The sequence below is a fragment of the Streptomyces sp. NPDC048182 genome (assembly GCF_043202555.1).
Taxonomy (GTDB): domain Bacteria; phylum Actinomycetota; class Actinomycetes; order Streptomycetales; family Streptomycetaceae; genus Streptomyces.
On the sequence record NZ_JBIDAQ010000002.1, the window covers coordinates 392,564 to 414,338 of the forward strand.

At 69.7% G+C, this 21,775-nt stretch carries 20 protein-coding genes and 1 tRNA gene; 10 read left to right on the top strand and 11 right to left on the bottom strand.

From position 1 onward, the window contains the following. Positions 1 to 128 precede the first annotated feature (128 nt). Entirely contained in the window at positions 129 to 449 is a 321-nt protein-coding gene (locus ACGFZL_RS04870) for a DUF6344 domain-containing protein (protein ID WP_355168185.1), read from the top strand. Between the two features lie 158 nt (positions 450 to 607). On the opposite strand, the gene ACGFZL_RS04875 is transcribed toward ACGFZL_RS04870, so the two are convergent. The 10 genes from ACGFZL_RS04875 to dnaA all read right to left on the bottom strand — a co-directional run bounded on the left by ACGFZL_RS04875 (position 608) and on the right by dnaA (position 14,049). Beyond that, complete coding sequence (locus tag ACGFZL_RS04875) at positions 608 to 997, bottom strand: DUF6578 domain-containing protein (protein ID WP_393689270.1); 390 nt, start codon at positions 995 to 997, stop codon at positions 608 to 610. 77 nt (positions 998 to 1,074) lie between these two features. Further along, positions 1,075 to 1,151 (bottom strand) — tRNA-Ile (locus ACGFZL_RS04880). An 84-nt stretch (positions 1,152 to 1,235) separates the two neighbouring features. Further along, positions 1,236 to 1,958 carry a DUF3566 domain-containing protein gene (locus ACGFZL_RS04885; RefSeq protein WP_355168189.1) on the bottom strand — a complete coding sequence of 241 codons (723 nt, stop codon included), beginning with the start codon at positions 1,956 to 1,958 and terminating at the stop codon, positions 1,236 to 1,238. An 18-nt stretch (positions 1,959 to 1,976) separates the two neighbouring features. Further along, positions 1,977 to 4,571 carry a DNA gyrase subunit A gene (gene gyrA, locus ACGFZL_RS04890; protein ID WP_393689272.1) on the bottom strand — a complete coding sequence of 865 codons (2,595 nt, stop codon included), beginning with the start codon at positions 4,569 to 4,571 and terminating at the stop codon, positions 1,977 to 1,979. Between the two features lie 42 nt (positions 4,572 to 4,613). Next, positions 4,614 to 6,674, bottom strand: a complete 2,061-nt coding sequence (gene gyrB / locus ACGFZL_RS04895) for a DNA topoisomerase (ATP-hydrolyzing) subunit B (RefSeq protein WP_393689274.1) — start codon at positions 6,672 to 6,674, stop codon at positions 4,614 to 4,616. A 397-nt stretch (positions 6,675 to 7,071) separates the two neighbouring features. Next, positions 7,072 to 7,611 (bottom strand): DUF721 domain-containing protein, encoded by a 540-nt coding sequence (locus ACGFZL_RS04900; RefSeq protein ID WP_393689276.1) that lies wholly within the window; start codon positions 7,609 to 7,611, stop codon positions 7,072 to 7,074. Then, positions 7,608 to 8,729, bottom strand: a complete 1,122-nt coding sequence (recF, locus tag ACGFZL_RS04905) for a DNA replication/repair protein RecF (RefSeq protein WP_355168197.1) — start codon at positions 8,727 to 8,729, stop codon at positions 7,608 to 7,610. Before recF ends, ACGFZL_RS04900 begins: the two co-directional genes overlap by 4 nt. 68 nt (positions 8,730 to 8,797) lie before the next feature. Then, the gene (gene gnd, locus ACGFZL_RS04910; protein ID WP_393689279.1) at positions 8,798 to 9,679 is read right to left on the bottom strand and encodes a phosphogluconate dehydrogenase (NAD(+)-dependent, decarboxylating); all 882 of its coding nucleotides are present in this window, start codon (positions 9,677 to 9,679) and stop codon (positions 8,798 to 8,800) included. Between the two features lie 270 nt (positions 9,680 to 9,949). Beyond that, positions 9,950 to 11,080: a DNA polymerase III subunit beta gene (gene dnaN, locus ACGFZL_RS04915; protein WP_355168201.1), complete on the bottom strand. Its 1,131-nt coding sequence runs from the start codon at positions 11,078 to 11,080 to the stop codon at positions 9,950 to 9,952. 908 nt (positions 11,081 to 11,988) lie between these two features. Next, positions 11,989 to 14,049 (bottom strand): chromosomal replication initiator protein DnaA, encoded by a 2,061-nt coding sequence (gene dnaA / locus ACGFZL_RS04920; RefSeq protein ID WP_393689282.1) that lies wholly within the window; start codon positions 14,047 to 14,049, stop codon positions 11,989 to 11,991. 377 nt (positions 14,050 to 14,426) lie between these two features. Between dnaA and rpmH the strand changes: the two genes are divergently transcribed. The 9 genes from rpmH (at position 14,427) to ACGFZL_RS04965 (ending at position 21,329) form a co-directional block, all read left to right on the top strand. Continuing rightward, positions 14,427 to 14,564, top strand: coding sequence for a 50S ribosomal protein L34 (gene rpmH / locus ACGFZL_RS04925; RefSeq protein WP_003949374.1), 138 nt, complete (start codon positions 14,427 to 14,429; stop codon positions 14,562 to 14,564). A gap of 21 nt (positions 14,565 to 14,585) precedes the next feature. Further along, positions 14,586 to 14,957, top strand: coding sequence for a ribonuclease P protein component (gene rnpA, locus ACGFZL_RS04930; RefSeq protein WP_393689285.1), 372 nt, complete (start codon positions 14,586 to 14,588; stop codon positions 14,955 to 14,957). Next, on the top strand, positions 14,954 to 15,271 hold the full coding sequence (gene yidD / locus ACGFZL_RS04935) for a membrane protein insertion efficiency factor YidD (protein ID WP_355168208.1): 318 nt from the start codon (positions 14,954 to 14,956) through the stop codon (positions 15,269 to 15,271). The genes rnpA and yidD overlap by 4 nt, the downstream gene beginning before the upstream one ends. 3 nt (positions 15,272 to 15,274) lie before the next feature. Then, a complete protein-coding gene (gene yidC, locus ACGFZL_RS04940) occupies positions 15,275 to 16,567 on the top strand; it encodes a membrane protein insertase YidC (protein ID WP_393689287.1) in 1,293 nt (430 codons plus the stop codon). A gap of 15 nt (positions 16,568 to 16,582) precedes the next feature. Further along, entirely contained in the window at positions 16,583 to 17,092 is a 510-nt protein-coding gene (locus ACGFZL_RS04945) for a R3H domain-containing nucleic acid-binding protein (RefSeq protein WP_355168212.1), read from the top strand. Between the two features lie 127 nt (positions 17,093 to 17,219). Continuing rightward, positions 17,220 to 17,939, top strand: a complete 720-nt coding sequence (gene rsmG, locus ACGFZL_RS04950) for a 16S rRNA (guanine(527)-N(7))-methyltransferase RsmG (RefSeq protein WP_393689290.1) — start codon at positions 17,220 to 17,222, stop codon at positions 17,937 to 17,939. A 293-nt stretch (positions 17,940 to 18,232) separates the two neighbouring features. Continuing rightward, on the top strand, positions 18,233 to 19,306 hold the full coding sequence (locus ACGFZL_RS04955) for a ParA family protein (RefSeq protein WP_393689292.1): 1,074 nt from the start codon (positions 18,233 to 18,235) through the stop codon (positions 19,304 to 19,306). Beyond that, the gene (locus ACGFZL_RS04960; protein ID WP_393689295.1) at positions 19,303 to 20,412 is read left to right on the top strand and encodes a ParB/RepB/Spo0J family partition protein; all 1,110 of its coding nucleotides are present in this window, start codon (positions 19,303 to 19,305) and stop codon (positions 20,410 to 20,412) included. Before ACGFZL_RS04955 ends, ACGFZL_RS04960 begins: the two co-directional genes overlap by 4 nt. Before the next feature lie 299 nt (positions 20,413 to 20,711). After that, positions 20,712 to 21,329, top strand: a complete 618-nt coding sequence (locus tag ACGFZL_RS04965; protein WP_393689298.1) for a GNAT family N-acetyltransferase — start codon at positions 20,712 to 20,714, stop codon at positions 21,327 to 21,329. Positions 21,330 to 21,407: 78 nt separating this feature from the next. On the opposite strand, the gene trxA is transcribed toward ACGFZL_RS04965, so the two are convergent. Further along, entirely contained in the window at positions 21,408 to 21,740 is a 333-nt protein-coding gene (trxA, locus tag ACGFZL_RS04970; RefSeq protein WP_007388947.1) for a thioredoxin, read from the bottom strand. Positions 21,741 to 21,775: the final 35 nt, after the last annotated feature.

The following is a 21,775-nucleotide window of genomic DNA, read 5'->3' on the forward strand; positions in this document are numbered from 1 at the left end:
ACCAATGCGGCCATACGAGTGGTGTTCATCAGAACATCACCGCGCCACGGGCGTCGGTCCCCCACTTCGCGAGCCGCGTGCACATCATGAGGGAGTACGCAAATCGCCCAACCCGAAAGTGAGGGGCCATGGCCCGGAACAAGGTCACGACACTGTGGACGGCGCTCGTCACCGCCTTCCTCGCGCTCTGCACGGCGCTCGGACTCGTCACCACGACCGCCTCCGCCGCCGTACCGCAGACCGGCACCCACAGCAACACGGAGCACGAGCCCCGCACCGCGGCCCTCGCGGCGGCGCCCACTCCACTGACCCGACCCGGCTCCCTGCCCCCCACGATGAAACAGCGCATCCGCGCCGAGGCCCACGGCAAGGCCCCCAGCTGCCGGCAGCGCACCGTCCTGAACACCTGCGCCCCAGACGATGAGCTGACCCTGCCCCTCCAGTCCTGACCCTCCCGCCCCACCCCTCTCCGACGGCGCTTTGCGTACAAGCCCCCACGCGAGACCAGGCCCGGCCGCTCCCCAGAGCAGCCGGGCCTCGCCGTGTGTGCGGGGGGGCCAAGAACGACGTAGCGGCCGGCCCTCGTCGACGACACACCGGACACACCTCAACACCGAACCCGCAAGGCCGTCACGAGGTAGCCGGCGAACTCGACGCCTGGACGAGTGGCCGCCCACCCGTCGGCTTCTTGGACCGGCACCGCTTCCGTCGTACCTGGTACCGGATGCCGCACGTTCGAGGTGCTGCCCGGCGAGACGCCGTACCGGCAGTGCACCTCGGTGATGGTCAGCACCCGCAACCGAGTCGGCGCGTGCTCATCGCCTGGGCCATGATGCTCCTCGCAGAAGTCGATACCTGCGGCGCGGTCGCTGCCCACGAGGTCGGCGTAGTCCTCAGGGTCCACCTCCAGCAGGCGCCACGAGACGACATCCCCCGGCGTGAAGCTCTCCCCGCAGCATTGCATCTGCCAGTCATCGACCCAGATCGTCAACGTCATGCCGTCATTGTCCGCAGCGCTCCACGCGCCCACCAACGAGAAAACCCCCAGCCGTTGCCGACTGGGGGTCTTCTCGCTGGTGGGGCTAACAGGATTTGAACCTGTGGCCTCATCCTTATCAGGGATGCGCTCTAACCAACTGAGCTATAGCCCCGCCGCGCTCTGCGGTGTATGTCCCGCGCGCTGACTCCTGAAGATTAGCGCACGAGGCGGGCAGTCCCAAAATCGGTGAGCGCGGTCACTCGTCCTCGGCGAGCGTCAGCTCGACGCCGCCGACGAAGCCGGCGGAGAGGTTGTAGACGAACGCGCCGAGCGTGGCCAGCGCGGTGGCCAGGACGACGTCGATGACCGCGATGATCGTGGTGAAGAGCAGCACGTTCGGCAGCGACAGGAAGGACTGGAGGTCGAAGCCGTTGGACTCGTTCGAGCCGGTGGCCTCGGAGATCGTGCCGCCGACGGTCGCGAACACGCCCATGGCGTCCATGACCATCCACAGCACCGCCGACGCCACGATCGTGCAGATGCCGAGCGCGATGGAGAGCAGGAAGCTGACCTTCATCACCGACCACGGGTCGGCCTTGGCCACCCGCAGCCGCGCCTTGCGCACCCGCGGCGTGGTGCGCGCGCCGGTGCGCGGGCGGCGTACGCCGCCGGCGGCCGGGCCCGCGCCCTGGGCCGGGTAGGCCTGCGGCGGGTGGTACGGGCCGCCGTGCTGCTGGGGCTGACGCTCTCCGGGCAGCGGCGAGGCCGACTGACGGGTCTGCTGGCCTCGGGTGTCCGTCACAGTTCCCCCCTGGGAATGCCGGTCGGACGCGTGCGAGCTCCTCGCCCCGTCGTCCTCGATCTTGCGCAGCTGAGTGGTGTGCGGATCGCCCGCACGCGCGGCGGAGCCACGGCCGCCGCCGCCCGTTTCCGTACCCCTGGAGGTACCGGCCGATCCAGCGCCCGTGGCTCCGCTCACGATGACTCTCTCCTCGTGCTACTCGGTCGAGGGCGCCTCACCCTCGTCCGTACCACCGGTGGCGGCACCCTCGGCGGTCTCGTCGACGGCCACGTCGCCGTCGACCTCCTCCGCCTCGCGTCCCGCCTCGGCGTTGCGCGCGATCCCGACGACGGCATCGCGCTTGCCCAGATTGATCAGTTGGACGCCCATGGTGTCACGGCCGGTCTCCCTGACTCCGCTGACTCGCGTGCGAATCACACCGCCCGAGAGTGTGATGGCGAGGATCTCGTCGCTCTCCTCCACCACCAGCGCGCCCACCAGGGAGCCGCGGTCCTCGACGATCTTGGCGGCCTTGATGCCGAGGCCGCCGCGGCCCTGGACGCGGTACTCGTCGACGGAGGTGCGCTTCGCGTAACCGCCGTCGGTGGCAGTGAACACGAACGTACCGGCTCGGACAACATTCATGGACAGCAGCTCGTCGCCCTCGCGGAAGCTCATGCCCTTGACACCCGAGGTCGCACGGCCCATGGGGCGCAGCGTGTCGTCCGATGCGGTGAACCTGATCGACTGCGCCTTCCTGCTGATCAGCAGCAGGTCGTCGTCGCCCGAGACCAGCTCCGCGCCGATCAGCTCGTCGTCCGCGCCGTCCGCCTGCTCGCGCAGGTTGATCGCGATGACGCCGCCCGAGCGCGGGGAGTCGTAGTCCTTCAGCGGCGTCTTCTTCACCAGGCCCGCCTTGGTCGCGAGGACCAGGTAGGGCACCGCCTCGTAGTCGCGGATCGCGAGGATCTGGGCGATCTGCTCGTCCGGCTGGAAGGCCAGCAGGTTGGCGACGTGCTGGCCGCGCGCGTCCCGGCCGGCGTCGGGCAGCTCGTAGGCCTTGGCGCGGTAGACGCGGCCCTTGTTGGTGAAGAACAGCAGCCAGTGGTGGGTGGTGGACACGAAGAAGTGGTTGACGATGTCGTCTTCCTTGAGCTTCGTGCCGCGCACGCCCTTGCCGCCGCGCTTCTGGGCGCGGTAGTCGTCGGTCTTGGTGCGCTTGATGTAGCCGCCCCGGGAGACCGTGACGACGATGTCCTCCTCGGCGATCAGATCCTCGATGGACATGTCGCCCTCGTAGGGGATCAGCTTCGTCTTGCGGTCGTCGCCGTACTTCTCGACCAGCGCCGTCAGCTCCTCGCTGACGATGCCGCGCTGGCGGGTGGGCGAGGCGAGGATCTCGTTGTACTCGGTGATCTTCGCCTGGAGCTCGTCGTGCTCCTGGACGATCTTCTGCCGCTCCAGGGCCGCGAGCCGGCGGAGCTGCATCTCCAGGATCGCGTTGGCCTGGATCTCGTCGATGTCCAGGAGGTCCATCAGGCCGCCGCGGGCGATCTCGACGGTGTCGCTGCGCCGGATCAGCGCGATGACCTCGTCGATGGCGTCCAGGGCCTTGAGCAGGCCGCGCAGGATGTGCGCGCGCTCCTCGGCCTTGCGCAGGCGGTACTTGGTCCGCCGGACGATGACCTCGATCTGGTGGTTCACCCAGTGCCGGATGAACGCGTCCAGGGACAGCGTGCGCGGCACGCCGTCGACCAGGGCCAGCATGTTGGCGCCGAAGTTGGACTGCAGGTCGGTGTGCTTGTAGAGGTTGTTCAGCACGACCTTGGCGACCGCGTCCCGCTTGAGCACGATGACCAGGCGCTGGCCGGTACGCGAGGACGTCTCGTCGCGGACGTCCGCGATGCCGCCGATCTTGCCGTCCTTGACCAGGTCGGCGATCTTCTGCGCGAGGTTGTCCGGGTTGGTCTGGTACGGCAGCTCGGTGACCACCAGGCACTGGCGGTTCTGGATCTCCTCGACCTCGACCACCGCGCGCATGGTGATCGAGCCGCGCCCGGTGCGGTACGCCTCCTCGATGCCCCGGCGGCCCACCACCAGGGCGCCGGTCGGGAAGTCGGGGCCCTTGATGCGCTCGATCAGCGCGTCGAGCAGCTCCTCGTGCGAGGCCTCGTAGTTGTCGAGGTACCACTGGGCGCCGGCCGCGACCTCGCGCAGGTTGTGCGGCGGGATGTTGGTCGCCATGCCGACCGCGATGCCCGCCGAGCCGTTGATCAGCAGGTTCGGGAAGCGCGCGGGCAGGACGGTCGGCTCCTGGGAGCGGCCGTCGTAGTTGTCCGTGAAGTCGACGGTCTCCTCGTCGATGTCGCGGACCATCTCCATCGACAGCGGCGCCATCTTGCACTCGGTGTAGCGCATGGCCGCCGCCGGGTCGTTGCCCGGCGAGCCGAAGTTGCCGTTGGAGTCCACCAGCGGCATCCGCATCGACCACGGCTGGGCGAGGCGCACCAGGGCGTCGTAGATGGAGGAGTCGCCGTGCGGGTGGTAGTTGCCCATGACGTCGCCGACGACGCGGGCGCACTTGTAGAAGCCGCGCTCGGGCCGGTAGCCGCCGTCGTACATCGCGTAGAGCACGCGGCGGTGGACGGGCTTGAGGCCGTCGCGGACGTCCGGCAGCGCGCGCGAGACGATGACGGACATCGCGTAGTCGAGGTACGAGCGCTGCATCTCCGTCTCGAGCCCGACGGGCTCGACACGCATGGCCAGGGCGTCACCCTCGGGCGTCGTCACGGGGGTGTTGTCGTCGGTCATTGCTGGTACGGGTCCTTCCTGGTGCGGTCAGCTGAGACCGACTCAGATGTCGAGGAAACGGACGTCCTTGGCGTTGCGCTGGATGAACTGGCGCCGGGCCTCGACGTCCTCGCCCATCAGCACCGAGAACAGGTCGTCGGCCTGGGCGGCGTCGTCGAGGGTGACCTGGCCGAGGACGCGGTGCTCCTGGTCCATGGTCGTGATGCGCAGCTCCTCGGCGTTCATCTCGCCGAGGCCCTTGAAGCGCTGCACCGAGTCCTCGCGGATGCGCTTGCCGGCCTGGCGGCCCATCTCGATCAGCGCGTCGCGCTCGCGGTCGGAGTACGCGTACTCGAAGTCGTCCCGGCCCCACTTGATCTTGTAGAGCGGCGGGCGGGACAGGTACACGTGTCCGGCCTCGACCAGCGGCCGCATGAAGCGGAACAGGAAGGTCAGCAGCAGGGTGTTGATGTGCTGGCCGTCGACGTCGGCGTCCGCCATCAGGATGATCTTGTGATAGCGGAGCTTCTCGATGTCGAAGTCCTCGTGCACACCGGTGCCGAACGCGGAGATCATCGCCTGGATCTCCTGGTTCTGCAGGATCCGGTCGATGCGCGCCTTCTCGACGTTGAGGATCTTGCCGCGGATCGGGAGGATCGCCTGGTACTGCGGGTTGCGGCCGGACTTGGCCGAGCCGCCGGCGGAGTCGCCCTCGACGATGAAGATCTCGCACTTGGTGGGGTCGTTGGACTGGCAGTCCGACAGCTTGCCCGGCAGGGAGGCCGATTCCAGCAGGCCCTTGCGGCGGGTCAGGTCGCGGGCCTTGCGGGCCGCCACGCGCGCGGTGGCCGCCTGGATGCCCTTGCGGATGATGTCCGCGGCCTCGTTCGGATTGCGGTCGAGCCAGTCGGTGAGGTGCTCGTAGACCACGCGCTGGACGAAGGTCTTGACCTCGGTGTTGCCCAGCTTGGTCTTGGTCTGCCCCTCGAACTGCGGCTCGGCCAGCTTCACCGAGATGATCGCCGTCAGGCCCTCGCGGATGTCGTCACCCGTGAGGTTGTCGTCCTTCTCGCGCAGCAGGCGCTTGTCGCGCGCGTACTTGTTGATCAGCGAGGTCAGCGCCGCGCGGAAGCCCTCCTCGTGCGTGCCGCCCTCGTGGGTGTGGATGATGTTGGCGAACGAGTAGACACCCTCGGTGTAGCCGCCGTTCCACTGCATCGCGATCTCGAGCGAGAGGCTGCGGTCCTTGTCCTCCGCCTCCAGGTCGATGACCGTGGGGTGCACGACCTCGCCCTTGCGGGAGTTGAGGTACGTCACGAAGTCGACGATGCCGCCCTCGTAGTGGTACGAGACGGACTTGACCTCCTGCTTCTCGTCCTCGCCCGCCTCGTCCGCGCCGGCGACCGCCTTCGCCGACTCGCGCTCGTCGGACAGGTTGATCCGCAGGCCCTTGTTGAGGAACGCCATCTCCTGGAAGCGCCGCGAGAGCGTCTCGAAGGAGTACTCGGTGGTCTCGAAGATGTCGCCGTCGGCCCAGAAGGTGACCGTCGTGCCGGTCTCCTCCGTCGCCTCGTGCTGCGCCAGCGGGGCCGTCGGGACGCCGAGCTTGTACTCCTGCGTCCAGCGGTGGCCGTCCGTCCTGATCTCCACGGAGACCTTGGTGGACAGGGCGTTGACGACCGACACGCCGACGCCGTGCAGACCACCGGAGACCGCGTAGCCGCCGCCGCCGAACTTGCCGCCCGCGTGCAGCACGGTCAGCACGACCTCGACGGCCGGCTTGCCCTCGGACGGGACGATGCCCACCGGGATGCCGCGGCCGTTGTCCACGACGCGGACGCCGCCGTCGGCGAGGATCGTCACGTCGATGGTGTCCGCGTGGCCGGCCAGCGCCTCGTCGACCGAGTTGTCCACGACCTCCTGTACCAGGTGGTGCAGGCCGCGCTCGCCGGTGGAGCCGATGTACATGCCGGGTCGCTTGCGGACCGCGTCCAGACCCTCGAGGACGGTGATGGCACTCGCGTCGTACGAGGCGGGGGCCGCGCCGTCGGAGCTGGTCACCGCGTGGGGCACGCCGGTGTCGGTGGACGGGTTGTTCTCGTTGGGGTTGCCGGAATCGGCCACGAAGCGCCCTTTCTGGCACAGCACGAGCCGGGCTCGTCGGCAGGTTGCCGAAGCGGCTGCGGCATGTTGCGTGGATAAGCCTTGATCAGCGTTGCTCAGCTTGTCCCGGACGGTCCCCACAGTCGGGGCGGGATTGTCTTCCATTCTACCGGTAGCACTGACACTGATGGGGGTTTGCGGGTGCCTGAGTTCGCATGTGCCGCCCTGAACCTGCCTGTCCCGACTCCCGATATGCGGGAGGGGTCCCCAGGAGGCTCACGACGGCACCCAGCGCTTCCGGCCGTCAACCCTTGGCTACTTGGGAGTCAGCTCGGTGTTCGCAACCGTGTGCGACACCACGACGACCAGGGCGCCGACGGTTCACGCCCGCCGCCGACGCCCTGAAATGTGAGGCAGATCACCCGTACGTGTCGCCGGGACCGGTGCTGCCCGGGGCGCGCAGCGGGCCGTAGCGCTTCGGGCCGCCGCCCGGGCTCTGCACCTTGATCATCCGCACCGACCCGTGCCCCAGGTCCTCGTTCAGCCGGGCCACCAGCGTCGGCGCCAGCAGCCGCAGGTTGGTCGCCCAGGCCGTGGAGTCGCAGCGCACGACCAGCACCCGCTCGTCCTCGTCGTACCGCTCCGGCACGCAGTGCTTGGCCACGTCCTCGCCGACGATCTCCGGCCAGCGCCCCATCACCCCGCCCACCGCGGCCGGGGTCTCCCAGCCGCGCTCGGTGATCAGGCGGTTGATCGCGGAGCCGAGCGCCATGGGGTCGCGGCCGTCGGCGCGGGCGCCCGAGCGCAGGCCGCCGCCGCGCCGGGCCTGGCGGGCCTGCTGTGCCGCGTCCCCCCGCGCGCGTGCCGCCTCGCGGGCCGCGCGGAGCGCCACGCGCGCGAGGTCGACGCCGGAGGGCTCCGCGGCTTCGTCGGGGGTCTGCCCGTCGCCGGTGCTCATACGCGCTCCGCCGTGCCGTCCGCGACGGCGAACCGCGCGCCCGCCAGGACGCCCGGCACGTCGTCCTCGACCGCGGCGGTCACCAGCACCTGCTCGCCGGGCGCGACCAGCTCGGCCAGCCGCTCCCGGCGCCGGCCGTCCAGCTCCGCGAAGACGTCGTCCAGGACCAGCACCGGCTCGTTGCCCTCGGCGCGCAGCAGGTCGAAGGAGGCCAGCCGCAGCGCCAGCGCGTACGACCAGGACTCGCCGTGCGAGGCGTACCCCTTGGCGGGCAGTTCGCCGAGCTTCAGCAGCAGGTCGTCGCGGTGCGGGCCGACCAGGGTGACGCCGCGCTCGATCTCCTGCTTGCGGGCCTCGGACAGGGCCGCCATGAGCTGCTCGTACAGGTCCTCGCGGGTGTGCGCGTCGCCGGGCGCCGACGGCTTGTACTCCAGGGCGACGGGGCCGCCGCCCGGGGCCAGCTGCTCGTACGCCTTGTCGGCCAGCGGCTGCACCGCGGCGATCAGGTCGAGGCGCTGGGCGAGCAGCTCCGCGCCCGCGCGCGCGAGGTGCTGGTCCCAGACGTCCAGGGTGGACAGGTCCAGGGTCCGGCCGCCGTGCCGGCGGGCCAGCGCGGCCGACTTCAGCAGGGTGTTGCGCTGCCGCAGCACGCGGTCGTAGTCGGAGCGGACGCCCGCCATCCGCGGGGAGCGGGCGGTGATCAGCTCGTCCAGGAAGCGCCGCCGCTCGCCGGGGTCGCCCTTGACCAGCGCCAGGTCCTCGGGCGCGAACAGCACCGTGCGCACGATGCCCAGCACGTCACGCGGTCTGACCTGCGTGGACCGGTTGACCCGGGCCCGGTTGGCGCGGCCCGGGTTCAGCTCCAGCTCCACCAGCTGCTGCCGCTCGCCCTGCCTGACCTGGGCGCGGATCACCGCGCGCTCGGCGCCCATGCGCACCAGGGGGGCGTCGGAGGAGACCCGGTGGCTGCCGAGGGTGGCGAGGTAGCCGACCGCCTCGACCAGGTTGGTCTTGCCCTGGCCGTTGGGGCCGACGAAGGCGGTGACGCCCGGGTCGAGCGGGACCTCGACCCGGGCGTAGGAGCGGAAGTCGGCCAGCGAGAGGTGCGTGACGTGCATGGTCGTTCGCCGACCTCCTTCGGTCTCCGGGTGTGGCTCGGCCGGTGGGCCGCTCGCGGCGGCCCGGGCTACTTCTTCGCCGCCTCCACCGCGTGGCCGCCGAACTGGTTGCGCAGCGCGGCGATCATCTTCATCTGCGGGGAGTCCTCCTGCCGGGAGGCGAAGCGGGCGAACAGCGACGCGGTGATCGCCGGCAGCGGCACCGCGTTGTCGATCGCGGCCTCCACCGTCCAGCGTCCCTCACCGGAGTCCTGTGCATAACCCCGCAGCCCGTCCAGGTGCTCGTCCTCGTCCAGGGCGTTGACCGCCAGGTCGAGCAGCCAGGAGCGGATGACGGTGCCCTCCTGCCAGGAGCGGAAGACCTCGCGGACGTTCTCCACCGAGTCGACCTTCTCCAGCAGCTCCCAGCCCTCGGCGTACGCCTGCATCATCGCGTACTCGATGCCGTTGTGGACCATCTTCGCGAAGTGGCCGGCGCCCACCTTGCCGGCGCGTACGGCGCCGAAGTCGCCCGCGGGCTTCAGGGCGTCGAAGACCGGCTGCACCTTGGCGACGTGCTCCTCGTCGCCGCCGTACATCAGCGCGTAGCCGTTCTCCAGGCCCCACACGCCGCCGGAGACGCCGCAGTCCACGAAACCTATGCCCTTGGCGGCCAGCTCGTGCGCGTGCTTCTCGTCGTCCGTCCAGCGGGAGTTGCCGCCGTCCACCACGACGTCGCCGGGCTCCAGCAGCTCGGCGAGCTGGTCGACGGTGGCCTGCGTGGCCTCGCCGGCCGGGACCATCACCCAGACGACGCGCGGGGCGGAGAGCTTGCCCACCAGCTCTTCCAGGCTGTGGACGTCGGCGAGGTCCGGATTGCGGTCGTATCCGACGACGGTGTGGCCCGCGCGGCGGATCCGCTCGCGCATGTTGCCGCCCATCTTGCCGAGGCCGACGAGACCGAGCTCCATCAGGTGTGTTCCTTAGGTGTGCGAGGAGGCGGGACGGCGCCAGGCCCTTCGGGCCGGTGCCGCGGCACTTGCGTGACCGCGCCCGAGCCTAGTGCCGGCCCGCCGTGCACAGCTGTGGGCATCCGCGCTCAGACGTACGCCGCCACCTGCGGGTTTGTCCCCAGGTCCGCGGCGTTTCAGCCCCGGTCCGTCCTCAGCCTGTGGACGGCCGGGCCGCGCCCCGTGGTCGCGGCCCGGCCGTCCCCGGCGTTCCTGGGCGTCCCCGGGGACTCAGCCGCTCAGCCGCACCGGCATGATCAGGTACTTGTAGGCCTCGTCCGCCTCGGCGTCCAGCGCGGGCTTGCCGCTGAGCAGCGCGGGCTTGGTGGAGGTCGTGAAGGAGAGCTGGGCCACCGGGGAGTCGATGGCGCTCAGGCCGTCCAGGAGGAAGGTCGGGTTGAAGGCGATCGAGATGTCGTCGCCCTCCAGCTGCGCGTCGACCCTTTCCACAGCCTGTGCGTCGTCGCTGGAGCCGGCCTCCAGGATGAGCACGCCCTGCTCGAAGGAGAGCCGCACCGGGGTGTTGCGCTCGGCGACCAGGGCCACGCGCTTGACGGCCTCCACGAAGGGGGCGGTCTCGATCACCGCGACGCTGTTGAACTCCGTCGGGAACAGCGTCTTGTACTTCGGCAGGTCGCCCTCGAGCAGCCGGGTCGTGGTCCGGCGGCCCGCGCCCTCGAAGCCGATCAGGCCCTCGCCCGCGCCCGAGCCCGACAGCGCCAGGACAACCTGGTCCCCGCTGGTCAGCGCCTTGGCGGTGTCCAGGAGGGTCTTCGCGGGCACCAGGGCGACCGCCGACGCCTCCGGGTTCTCCGGCTTCCACAGGAACTCGCGGACCGCGAAGCGGTAGCGGTCGGTGGAGGCCAGGGTGACGGTGTCGCCCTCGATCTCGATGCGCACGCCGGTGAGCACGGGCAGCGTGTCGTCCCGGCCGGCGGCGATGGCGACCTGCTGCACGGCGGAGGAGAAGACCTCGCCGGGCACGGTGCCCGTGGCGTTCGGCATCTGGGGCAGCGCCGGGTACTCCTCCACCGGGAGGGTGTGCAGCGTGAAGCGCGACGATCCACAGACCACCGTCGCCCGTACACCGTCTGTGGAGATCTCCACGGGGCGGTTGGGCAGGGCGCGCGAGATGTCGGCGAGCAGGCGGCCGGAGACGAGGACCGTGCCCTCCTCCTCGACCTCGGCCTCCACCGAGACCCGGGCCGAGACCTCGTAGTCGAAGCTGGACAGGCTCAGCTGCCCCTCCTCGGCCTTCAGCAGCAGGCCCGCGAGGACCGGCGCCGGCGGACGGGCCGGGAGGCTGCGTGCCGCCCAGGCCACTGCCTCCGCGAGTACGTCGCGTTCCACCCGGATCTTCACCGTGCCGCCTCCTGCTGTTGCCGGCGCTTCTCGCCCTGCTGCGCTTCGTGGTCTGAGTCGTCTGACTCGGCGTCGCCGGCCCCGGACGGGGCAGGACGCCGTGGACCAGTCTGACGCACCCCACTGACAGTAGGTGCCCTTCGGGGTCAAGTCGCTCCGAGGGGCAGCCGGGCTCCCGGCGGCGAGTTGTGCACAGGCCCCGCTTCGAAACGGATTCCGCTCTCTCTAACGTTGGGAGTAGTAGTAGGGCCTGTGGATACCGTGGATAACCCCGTTTGTGCAGGTCAGGCCCCAAATTTTGTCCACTGCCCCTGTGGGTGACACCGGTGGACAACTGGGCGTCGCTGTGGAGAACGAAAAGTTCTGCACACGCCGTGCACAGGGAGAGGCGACTTCTCCCCAACGCCGTCCCCAGGTTTACCCACCTTTCCCACAGCCCAATCCGGCACCTTGGTGTGACGCCTTTCACTCGACGCGGTGAGAGGTCGCGCCATGTTGCCGAACAGTGGACAGGCATGTGGAGAAGCCGGTGATCGCTGGGGACAATCGGGCTCAGCCTGTGGGTTGCCCGTGGACAAGTCGGCGGGCGGCCTGTGGACAGATTCGTTGTCCACAGGCTGTGGAGATCCTTCGTCCACGAATCCACAAGGGGATGACCTGGCCTGATGCTCTCTCACCAGGCCGCCCTGTGGACAGCGTTGGGAAAACTTCGCGGTCCCCAGGCTGTGGAGCGCAGAAAGTCGCCGAATCTGTGGAGGAAGGCCGTAACCCGGCAGGTATTCGAACAGCGGGCGGCGACCGCGGAGGCACGGCGGGGCGGCCGGGGGGATGAGAGAGGCACGGGAGAGGCATGAGAAAGGCGCCCCCAGGTCTCCCTGGGGGCGCCTCGCGGGGCGGTGCGGCGGCTGTCAGCCCGCCTTGATGCGGTTGGTCAGCTCGGTCACCTGGTTGTAGATGGAGCGCCGCTCGGCCATCAGATTGCGGATCTTGCGGTCGGCGTGCATCACCGTGGTGTGGTCACGGCCGCCGAACAGCGCGCCGATCTTGGGCAGCGAGAGGTCCGTCAGCTCCCGGCACAGGTACATGGCGATCTGCCGGGCGGTCACCAGCGCCCGCCCGCGCGACGTGCCGCACAGGTCCTCGACGGTCAGCCCGAAGTAGTCCGCGGTCGCGCCCATGATGGCCGTGGACGTGATCTCGGGCGCCGAGTCCTCACCGCCGGGCATCAGGTCCTTGAGGACGATCTCCGTCAGGCCCAGGTCCACCGGCTGCCGGTTGAGCGAGGCGAACGCCGTCACCCGGATCAACGCGCCCTCCAGCTCCCGGATGTTGCGGGAGATGCGCGAGGCGATGAACTCCAGCACCTCCGGCGGGGCGTTGAGCTGCTCCTGCACCGCCTTCTTGCGCAGGATCGCGATGCGCGTCTCCAGCTCCGGGGGCTGCACGTCGGTGATCAGGCCCCACTCGAACCGGTTGCGCAGCCGGTCCTCCAGGGTGACCAGCTGCTTGGGCGGCCGGTCGCTGGAGAGCACGATCTGCTTGTTGGCGTTGTGGAGGGTGTTGAAGGTGTGGAAGAACTCCTCCTGCGTCGACTCCTTGTCCGCCAGGAACTGGATGTCGTCGACGAGCAGGATGTCCATCTCGCGGTAGCGCTTGCGGAAGCTGTCGCCCTTGCCGTCGCGGATGGAGTTGATGAACTCGTTGGTGAACTCCTCCGAGCTGACGTACCGCACCCGGGTGCCCGGGTAGAGGCTGCGCGCGTAGTGCCCGATCGCGTGCAGCAGGTGCGTCTTGCCGAGGCCGGACTCGCCGTAGATGAAGAGCGGGTTGTACGCCTTGGCGGGCGCCTCGGCGACGGCGACCGCGGCGGCGTGCGCGAAGCGGTTGGAGGCGCCGATGACGAAGGTGTCGAAGAGGTACTTGGGGTTCAGCCGCGCGGTCGGCTCGCCGGGGCCGGGGGCCGGCGCGGGCTGCGCGGCGAGCGGCCCCGGGGCGCCGGTGGCCGGGCCGGGGCCGACGGGGCCGCCGCGGTGGACGTGCCCGGAGCCGGGCGGCGGCTCGGGCAGGTCGCGGCGGGCGGGGCGCTGGTCGTAGTCGCCGCTGCCACGCGGCTGGTCGTAGTCGGCGCCGCCGCGGTGCTTGTCGTAGTCGCCGCGGGGCTGGTCGTAGTCACCGCCACCGCCCCGCGGCTTGTCGTAGTCGCCCCGCTGCGGCTCGTAGTCCCCGCGCTGCTTTTCATACTCCCCGCGCTGGTCGTACTCCCCGCGCTGCTGGTCGTAGTCGCCGCGCGGGTGGTCCGCCCGCTGGGAGTCGTACGGAGTGCGCTCCTGCGACTGCGCTCGGTAGTCCTTGGCGTAGGCGTCCTGGCCGTACGGCTCCTGCGGGTACGGGTCCTGGCCGTAGGAGTCCGGCGGGGACGCGTAGGGGTCGCGCTCCGGGAAGCCGAGACGCTGCTGCTGCCAGCCGTAGTCGTCCTGCCGGTCCTGCCGGTCCTGGCGGGGCCAGGCGCCGGGCTCGGGGCGCTGGTACTCGTGCGGGTAGGCGGGGCGGACGGTGGGGAGCTGGTCGGCGCGGTGGCGGCCGTAGCCCTCGTACTCGTCGCGGCCCTGGCCCGGGGCCGGCAGCTCGGGCTCCTCGTAGCGCGACTGCGGGCGGGCCGGCGGCGCGGGCGCCGGGGGGCCGGCCGGCTCGCCGGCGGACTCGTCCACGGTGATGGCGATGCGGATCGGCCGGCCGCACTCCCGGCTCAGCGTCTCGCTGACGACCGGGGCCAGGCGGCCCTCCAGGACGCCCTTGGCGAACTCGTTCGGCACGGCGAGCAGCGCGGTGTCCGCGACCAGCGCGAGCGGCTGGCAGCGCCGGATCCAGCGCTCGTCCTTCGACTCGACGCCCTGCCCGCGCCCCTCCCCGAGCAGTTGCTCCACAACGCGTGGCCACACTGCGGCAAGATCGGCAGGTACGTCAGCCACAGGGCACGCTCTCTCACGAGTCCCTCGAAGGTGTGATTCAGGGACGGGTCGGGATGAATCTCGGGTGCGGCAGGGATATGCCGACGAATCGGAGTCCGGCCACGGTAGTCAGCGCGACCGGTAGGGTTCAAGTTGTTGTCCCCAGCCTGTGGACAAGTGTCTCCGGGGCGGCGTTGGTTTGACCGAATGGCGCAGTCCCACGTACCGTAACCAGGTCGAGTTGTCGATGGCTGCTGCCGCCTGCCTCCGATGGGCACAGATCGCGTCCAAGGTGATCGAAAAGCGGTGCACACGGGCGTAACGCGAGCTACTCGTGGGCGCACGGTGACAGCCAGGACGGCACCCCGCCACCACCCGATTCTTTCTGGAGCCCCCGAGTGAGCAAGCGCACCTTCCAGCCGAACAACCGTCGTCGCGCCAAGACCCACGGCTTCCGGCTGCGGATGCGCACCCGTGCCGGCCGCGCGATTCTCGCGTCCCGCCGTGGCAAGGGTCGCGCCCGCCTGTCCGCCTGATCCCGATCAGGTCATGACGTCGTGCTGCCCACCGAGAACCGGCTGAGGCGGCCCGAGGACTTCGCGACCGCGGTACGCCGAGGTCGCCGGGCAGGTCGCCCGGCCCTCGTCGTCCACCTACGAAGCGGTGCAACGGACCCGCACGCGCCTGGGGAGAGCGCTTCCCGGACACGTGCGGGTTTCGTCGTGAGCAAAGCCGTGGGTGGCGCGGTCGTGCGCAACAAGGTGAAGCGCAGGCTTCGCCATCTGATGCGCGACCGGATCGACCTGTTGCCCCCCGGTAGCCTGGTAGTCGTACGAGCGCTGCCCGGTGCGGGTGACGCCGACCATGCACAGCTGGCCCGAGACCTGGACGCCGCCTTCCAGCGGCTGCTGGGAGGGGGCGCGCGATGAAGTACCCGCTGCTGGCACTGATCAAGCTCTACCAGTGGACGATCAGTCCACTGCTCGGGCCGGTGTGCAAGTACTACCCGTCGTGTTCCCACTACGGCTACACGGCCATCGACCGGCACGGTGCCGTCAAGGGCACGGTGCTCACCGCCTGGCGCATCCTGCGGTGCAACCCGTGGTCGCCGGGCGGCGTGGACCATGTCCCGCAGCGCAAGCGCCCGCGGTGGCACGAAATGCTGCGTGACGCTCGGCGTGCACGCAAGGGCGGGACCTCCGCCGCAGCCGCAGAGACCCCGTCCCATGCCCAAGGAGCATGATTAGTGGACACGATTGCCAGCCTCTTCAGCTTCATCACGACACCTGTCTCCTGGGTCATCGTCCAGTTCCACAGCGTGTACGGCGCCATCTTCGGCCCGAACACGGGGTGGGCCTGGGGCCTGTCGATCGTGTCCCTGGTGATTCTGATCCGCATCTGCCTGATCCCGCTCTTCGTGAAGCAGATCAAGGCCACTCGCGGCATGCAGACGCTCCAGCCCGAGATGAAGAAGATCCAGGAGCGCTACAAGAACGACAAGCAGCGTCAGTCCGAAGAGATGATGAAGCTGTACAAGGAGACGGGCACCAACCCGCTCTCCTCGTGCCTTCCCATCCTGGCGCAGTCCCCGTTCTTCTTCGCCCTCTACCACGTGCTCAACGGCATCGCCTCGGGCAAGACCATCGGAGTCATCAACGACTCCCTGCTCGCCAGCGCACGCCAGGCGCACATCTTCGGCGCCCCGCTCGCGGCGAAGTTCAAGGACGGCGCCTCCACCGTCGAGGCGCTGGGCGCCACGGTTACCGACGTCCGCGTGGTCACCGCGATCATGATCATCATGATGTCGGCGTCCCAGTTCTTCACCCAGCGCCAGCTGATGACGAAGAACGTCGACACCACGGTCAAGACGCCGTTCATGCAGCAGCAGAAGATGCTGATGTACGTCTTCCCCGTGATGTTCGCCGTCTTCGGCATCAACTTCCCGGTCGGTGTCCTCGTCTACTGGCTGACCACCAACGTGTGGACCATGGGCCAGCAGATGTTCGTCATCCGCAACAACCCGACCCCGGGTTCCAAGGCCCAGGCCGCCTATCTCGAGCGACTGCACAAGCACGTCACCGAGCACGGTGCGACGCGCGGCCGGGGACAGAAGGCCATCGTGAAGGCCCTCGTCGCCAAGGGCCGCGACCGCAACGAGTTCGAGCGGAAGTTCATCAACGGCCTCAGCAAGGCGGGTCTGGCGGCCCAGCCCGACGGCACCGTGGTGAAGAGCGACGCCGCCGCGGCCGTCGCGACCGAGGACGGTGCGCCCGCCACCGCGGCCGGGCCCAAGCGGCAGCAGCCCAAGCGGCAGAGCAAGTCGCAGCGGCAGTCCGGCACCGCGAAGCCGGCCGGCGAGTCCGAGGCGGCGAAGACCTCGCTGAGCAAGGCCGACGAGCCGGCGGACACCCCGCAGGACGGCACCGGCTCCACCGCCGCTCAGAAGCCGGCCCAGAAGTCCGGCGGTGGCACCCGCAGCAGGGCCCAGTCCGGTCAGCGCAAGGGCCCGCAGCGGCCCAAGTCCCCGTCGAAGAAGTAAGAAGGAGTCCATCCCGTGACGGAAGGCACCACCTCCGCCGCCGAGGGCGCAGACACCCTCACCCGCCTCGAGCAGGAGGGTGAGATCGCCGCGGACTACCTGGAGGGTCTGCTCGACATCGCCGACCTCGACGGCGACATCGACATGGACGTCGAGGCCGACCGCGCCTCCGTCTCGATCATCAGCGACTCCCACGGCCGGGACCTGCAGAAGCTGGTCGGCCGGGACGGTGAGGTCCTGGAGGCGCTCCAGGAGCTGACCCGGCTCGCGGTGAACCGGGAGACCGGTGATCGCAGCCGGCTGATGCTCGACATCGCGGGCTACCGGGCCAGGAAGCGCACCGAGCTGTCCGAGCTGGGCGCCAAGGCCGCGGCCGAGGCCAAGAGCAGCGGCGAATCCGTGCGGCTGAAGCCGATGAGCCCCTTCGAGCGCAAGGTCGTGCACGACGCGGTCAAGGCCGCCGGACTGCGCAGCGAGTCCGAGGGCGAGGAGCCGCAGCGCTTCGTCGTCGTGCTGCCCGCCTGATCGGTCTCCTCGTTTCACCGGCCCCGTCTGTTGCGCAGGCGGGGCCGACTGTTGTCAGCCTTGATAGTTCTGGTGGTTCTGGCAGCGGCGCCCCGAGCGTCGTCGCCGTACGGAAGGACGGTCCCCCGTGACGGAGGCAGCGGAGCTTCCCCCCGTGCCCGAGCAGGCACACGAGGTGTTCGGCGAGCGCTATGCGGACGCGGTTCGCTATGCCGAGCTGCTCGCCGAGGCGGGGGTGCAGCGCGGTCTGATCGGCCCGCGTGAGGTCCCCCGCCTGTGGGAGCGGCACCTCTTGAACTGTGCCGTGCTCGCGGAGGTCGTGCCCGAGGGCGTGACGGTGTGCGACGTCGGGTCGGGCGCCGGCCTGCCGGGGATCCCGCTGGCTCTCGTCCGGGACGACCTGAAGATCACCCTCCTGGAACCGCTGCTGCGTCGGACCACCTTCCTGACCGAGGTCGTGGAGCTGCTCGGGCTCGACCACGTCACGGTCATGCGCGGCCGGGCCGAAGAGGTCATGGGGAAGATCCAGCCCGTGCACGTGGTGACGGCGCGGGCCGTCGCCCCGCTGGACCGCCTGGCCGCCTGGGGCATTCCGCTGCTGCGGCCGTACGGCGAGATGCTGGCCCTCAAGGGCGACACGGCCGAGGAGGAACTGAAGGCCGCATCCACCGCACTGAGCAAGCTCGGCGCAGTCGAGACGTCCATCCTGCACGTCGGTGAGGGCATCGTGGACCCCCGGTCGACGGTGGTGCGGGTCGAGGTCGGAGAGAGCCCGGGCGGCGTCCGCTTCGCCGCCAAGCGCGCCAAGGCGGCCCGTACGGGACGGACCCGTCGCCGACGCGGTTAGGTACGGTCCGGGTACTCCACACCAGCTTCCCTGCCCCGCGGTGGCGGAGTGTCGCCTCAGCTCGGTCTGTGCGGCTGTGCATCGTGTTTCACGTGAAACGTCGCTCATTGCTGCACGGCATCATTGGTCGCGGTCGCGCCGCGGCCGAACCGCGCGATCGCAAGCCGCTCGGTTCCCTCGACGAGGAGCTCACCGCACCGGGCCGCTCTTCGCCCTCCCGGGGCACGGAGTTGTCCACAGAGGTGGATTTCTCCACAGATCGCCTGGCCTCACTGGTTCCTGACCCCGGAGGCATGGGAGGCTCTGTTCATTGCGAGCCTGAAGTCGAGGAGAGTGAATCCTTGCGGTCCGACGCCAACATCGCGGGACCGATGACCGATCCGGTCCCCGGTCCCCGTACCGAGTCGATGGGGGCGGATGTTTCACGTGAAACACCGCCTCCGATGGACGACACGCCGATCGGCCGTGCTGCCCAACTGGCGGTGGAGGCTATGGGCCGCGCCGGCGAGGGGCTTCCGCGGCCGGAGCAGACCCGCGTCATGGTGGTCGCCAACCAGAAGGGCGGCGTGGGCAAGACCACGACGACCGTGAACCTGGCCGCGTCCCTGGCGCTGCACGGAGCCCGGGTCCTGGTCGTCGACCTCGACCCGCAGGGCAACGCGTCCACCGCGCTCGGTATCGACCACCACGCCGAGGTCCCCTCCATCTACGACGTGCTGGTGGAGAGCCGGCCCCTGTCGGAGGTCGTCCAGCCGGTTCCGGACGTCGAGGGGCTGTTCTGCGCGCCCGCCACCATCGACCTGGCCGGCGCGGAGATCGAGTTGGTGTCGCTGGTGGCTCGGGAGAGCCGGCTGCAGCGAGCCATCCAGGCGTACGAGCAGCCGCTGGACTACATCCTCATCGACTGCCCGCCGTCCCTCGGACTACTGACGGTCAACGCGCTCGTCGCCGGCCAGGAAGTCCTGATCCCGATCCAGTGCGAGTACTACGCGCTGGAGGGGCTGGGACAGCTGCTGCGCAACGTCGACCTGGTGCGTGGGCACCTCAACCCCACGCTGCACGTGTCGACGATCCTCCTCACCATGTACGACGGCCGCACCCGACTGGCCTCCCAGGTCGCGGACGAGGTGCGCAGCCACTTCGGTGGAGAGGTCCTCCGCACCAGCATCCCGCGCTCCGTGCGCATCTCGGAGGCCCCCAGCTATGGGCAGACGGTGCTGACCTACGATCCAGGTTCCAGTGGCGCGCTCTCCTACCTGGAGGCGGCGCGAGAGATCGCGCTCAAGGGCGTGGACGTCGGCTACGACCCGACCCACGCGCACATCGGCGCACAGAACGACCCGAACATGGCGGAGGGCATCCAGTGAGCGAGCGACGGAGGGGTCTTGGCCGCGGTCTGGGCGCACTGATCCCCAACGCCCCGACGGAGAAGTCGGTGGCAGCGGCGGCCTTGGGGAACGCGGCGTCCGCTTCCCCCGCTTCCCTGCCCCTGCTGCCGAACGACCGCGGGGTGGCCGCGGCGAAGGTGGCCACACTGCCGCCTGTTTCACGTGAAACGGAAGAGGAGCCGGCGGCGGGTCCGGACGCCGCGGAGACCGGTCTCCGGGCTCCGCTGGGCGCCCACTTCGCGGAGATCCCGCTCGACTCCATCACGCGCAACCCGAAGCAGCCCCGCAAGGTCTTCGACGAGGACGCCCTGGCCGAACTGATCACCTCCATCAAGGAGGTCGGTCTGCTGCAGCCCGTCGTCGTACGGCCCTCCGGGCCGGGACGGTACGAGCTGATCATGGGTGAGCGCCGCTGGCGAGCCTGCCGGGAGGCCGGGCTGGAGGCCGTCCCGGCGATCGTGCGGGCCACCGAGGACGAGAAGCTCCTCCTGGACGCTCTGCTGGAGAACCTGCACCGCGCGCAGCTCAACCCGCTGGAAGAGGCGTTCGCCTACGACCAGCTGCTGAAGGACTTCCACTGCACGCACGACCAGCTGGCGGATCGCATCGGCCGGTCCCGTCCGCAGGTGTCCAACACGCTGCGTCTGCTGAAGCTGTCGCCCAAGGTGCAGAACCGGGTCGCTGCCGGCGTGCTCTCCGCCGGGCACGCCCGGGCCCTGCTCTCCGTCGAGGACTCGGAGGACCAGGAGCGGCTGGCCCACCGGATCGTCGCCGAGGGGCTCTCGGTGCGGGCGGTCGAGGAGATCGTGACGCTGATGGGCTCCGGGCCGCAGAAGCCGCAGCGGGCCAAGGGGCCGCGGGCCGGGTCCTTGGTGTCCCCCGCGCTGTCGGAGCTGGCGACGCGCCTCTCGGACCGCTTCGAGACCCGGGTGAAGGTCGACCTCGGCCAGAAGAAGGGCAAGATCACCGTGGAGTTCGCCTCCATGGATGACCTGGAGCGGATCCTGGGCAGCCTCGCCCCGGGCGAAGGCCCCGTCCTCCAGAAGGGAATCTCGGAGAGCGACCCCGCGGAGTCCGACGACTGATCGGTCGGCGGTCCGGGCGGGCCGTGTTCCGGGTGTACCAGAACACGGCCCGCCCTTTGCATTTCGTCGGTGTGCAGGTCAGCGCATCGTGGATACGATGCGTGCGGGAGGGCGCAGTCACCTGGCGGTACGTCTGAGAGGAAGACGGGGGCCATGCGAACGATGAGCCGCACCGGACTGGTGGGCGCGGGCCTGGGCCTGGGCGCTGTCGGTGGGTTCGTCGGCAGCCTGCTCAGGGAACGGAGCGCTCTGACGGCCGCCCGCGACGCGGCGGGCGAGGGAAGCGAGGAACAGCTGTCATGGGGCGCCGGCTCGTACCGCTCACGCTGGACAACCTTCAAGACCTTCCCCAGCGCTGTCGTTCGTGCGTCTTCTGGGAACTGGATCCCGTCAGCGGTGAGGCCGCGCTGACAGCGGGCACCCAGGCCACCGAGAAGGAGTCCTGGATCTCCGCCGTCCTGCTGGACTGGGGATCCTGTGGCCGCGTCGTGTACGTCGACGACGTTCCGGTGGGCTTCGTGCTGTACGCACCCCCCGCCTACGTCCCGCGTTCGGCGGCGTTCCCCACCAGTCCCGTCGCACCGGACGCCGTGCAGCTGATGACCTCGTTCGTCATGCCGGGCTACCAGGGTCAGGGGCTCGGCCGGGTCTTGGTGCAGACGGTCGCCAAGGATCTGCTGCGCAGAGGCTTCAAGGCCATTGAGGCCTTCGGTGACGCCCGCTGGAAGGAGCCGGCCTGCATGCTGCCGGCCGATCATCTGCTGGCCGTGGGATTCAAGACGGTGCGTCCCCACCCCAGTCACCCGCGGCTGCGGCTGGACCTGCGCTCCACGCTCTCCTGGAAGGAGGACGTGGAGATGGCCCTGGATCGGCTGCTCGGCGCCGTCCAGAAGGAGCCGGCCCTGCGGCCCCTGTGACGGACCCGAGAAATCTAATGCGGTCATGCGAATGGGCCAGCCCGGACGGACTGGCCCATTCGTGTTTCACGTGAAACATCAGTCGGCGATGAAGTCCTCAAGGTCGCGGACGATCGCGGCCTTCGGCTTGGCACCCACGATGGTCTTGGCGACCTCGCCGCCCTGGTAGACGTTCAGGGTCGGGATGGACATGACGCCGTACTTGGCGGCCGTACCCGGGTTCTCGTCGATGTTCAGCTTGACGATCTCGATCTTGTCGCCGTACTCGGCGGCGATCGCCTCGAGGGACGGCGCGATCTGGCGGCAGGGACCGCACCAGGCGGCCCAGAAGTCCACCAGGACGGGCTTGTCGTTCTTGAGCACGTCCTGCTCGAAGGTGTCGTCGGTGACGTGCTTGAGGGTGCCGGCCACGGTGGGCTCCTAACTGGTTGGTACGCGGGGGAAGG

What these genes read in the sequence shown, in the direction of transcription:
- ACGFZL_RS04955 (WP_393689292.1), top strand. Translation starts at nt 18,233, where the DNA reads ATGGGAGGCTCTGTTCATTGCGAGCCTGAAGTCGAGGAGAGTGAATCC.
- ACGFZL_RS04900 (WP_393689276.1), bottom strand. Translation starts at nt 7,611, where the DNA reads ATGAGCACCGGCGACGGGCAGACCCCCGACGAAGCCGCGGAGCCCTCC.
- gyrA (WP_393689272.1), bottom strand. Translation starts at nt 4,571, where the DNA reads ATGACCGACGACAACACCCCCGTGACGACGCCCGAGGGTGACGCCCTG.
- yidD (WP_355168208.1), top strand. Translation starts at nt 14,954, where the DNA reads ATGAAGTACCCGCTGCTGGCACTGATCAAGCTCTACCAGTGGACGATC.
- ACGFZL_RS04875 (WP_393689270.1), bottom strand. Translation starts at nt 997, where the DNA reads ATGACGTTGACGATCTGGGTCGATGACTGGCAGATGCAATGCTGCGGG.
- recF (WP_355168197.1), bottom strand. Translation starts at nt 8,729, where the DNA reads ATGCACGTCACGCACCTCTCGCTGGCCGACTTCCGCTCCTACGCCCGG.
- gnd (WP_393689279.1), bottom strand. Translation starts at nt 9,679, where the DNA reads ATGGAGCTCGGTCTCGTCGGCCTCGGCAAGATGGGCGGCAACATGCGC.
- ACGFZL_RS04870 (WP_355168185.1), top strand. Translation starts at nt 129, where the DNA reads ATGGCCCGGAACAAGGTCACGACACTGTGGACGGCGCTCGTCACCGCC.
- ACGFZL_RS04965 (WP_393689298.1), top strand. Translation starts at nt 20,712, where the DNA reads ATGGGGCGCCGGCTCGTACCGCTCACGCTGGACAACCTTCAAGACCTT.